We start from the raw sequence: 1,182 nt of genomic DNA on the forward strand, positions 1-1,182 counted from the left end.
CCCGCGCAGGGTGAAGACGCCGGCGAGCCGGCCCTCGTGGGGGTTCGGCCACGCCCGGGCGCGGGTGCCGGTGGCGATCAGCAGGCGGTCGTAGGGCAGGGCGCCGCCGTCCGCGAGGTGGAGGGTGCGGGATCCCCGGTCGAGGCGTTCGGCCGGGCTGCCGAGGCGCCATTCCACATCCCCGCCGAGGCTGCTCGGCAGGGTGGTCGCGTCCGGTCCGGTTTCGCCGGTGAGCACGTGCTTCGAGAGCGGAGGACGGTCATAGGGCCGGTACGGCTCCGCGCCGACGATGGTCAGCGGGCCGGCGAACCCGGCCTCCCGCATCGCCTCGGCGCCGCGCAATGCCGCCAGGCCGGCGCCCACCACGATCGCGCGCTCGGTGGTCGATCCCGACGCCATCTCAGGCAGCCTGCCCCGGATCCTCGACTCGGATCGCCTGGACCGGGCAGGCGACGCGCGCCCGCTCGATGTCGGCGCGGTCCTGCGCGGCCGGGGCGGGATCGTAGAACAGCGCCTCGTGTCCCTCGATGCGGAAGTGCCGCGGCGCCGCGTAGCAGCACTGGGCGTAGGCCTGGCAGAGGTTGAGATCGACGCACACCCGCAGGCCGGGTGGTGAGCCGGAGGACGCATCGGCAGGGGTGGACATGGCGGTGCAACCACAGCGGGGGCGGCGAGTTCCGGGCAAAGCGCCGTCCCCGCCGTCGCAGGCCGGCGCGCCTGTCGCAGACGCAACTGGCTCAGAAGATGGGAACGGATCAGGCCAGGATCTCGCGATGGGAATCGGGGGCCGCGAGCCCGACCGTGGAGACGCTGCGCCGGATGGCAGACGCGACCGGTACGGAGCTCGTGGTTCGGTTCAAGCGCCCGCGCCGCGGCAGGGCCGCCCAGCCGAACCGGACACCGGTTTGAAGCAACGGGAACGCGCTCCTCTCCGGCCGGTGGATTTCGGGCTTCGCGGCTCGGGTCATCGGGAACGATTCACTGATCTAAAAATGTCCTGGGGGATCGCCGTCGACATGATGCTGCGGAATTCCCCTGCGCGACGGTTCGCTCTATTGTCGCGCCGCCCCGCGGACCGATCCGAAACACCGCGATCTCAGGAGGGCACCATGCCGTACGGTGCACGAACGAGTCTCGCCGCGCTCGTCCTCGCCCTCGCCCTGGGCGCAGCCGGCGCGCGCG

2 protein-coding genes are annotated in these 1,182 nt (G+C 72.4%); both read right to left on the reverse strand.

Going from position 1 to position 1,182, the window contains the following annotated elements:
* A partial coding sequence (locus FV228_RS30330; RefSeq protein ID WP_187277982.1) for an FAD-dependent oxidoreductase occupies positions 1-399 on the reverse strand: 399 nt, incomplete at its 3' end.
* 1 nt (position 400) lies between these two features.
* On the reverse strand, positions 401-646 hold the full coding sequence (locus FV228_RS30335) for a ferredoxin (RefSeq protein WP_147857803.1): 246 nt from the start codon (positions 644-646) through the stop codon (positions 401-403).
* Positions 647-1,182 lie beyond the last annotated feature (536 nt).

Source organism: Methylobacterium sp. WL18, from assembly GCF_008040015.1.
Lineage (GTDB): Bacteria > Pseudomonadota > Alphaproteobacteria > Rhizobiales > Beijerinckiaceae > Methylobacterium > Methylobacterium mesophilicum.

Bases quoted from the DNA above. Each gene is read 5' to 3' on its own strand.
- FV228_RS30335 (WP_147857803.1), bottom strand. From the start codon at position 646: ATGTCCACCCCTGCCGATGCGTCCTCCGGCTCACCACCCGGCCTGCGG.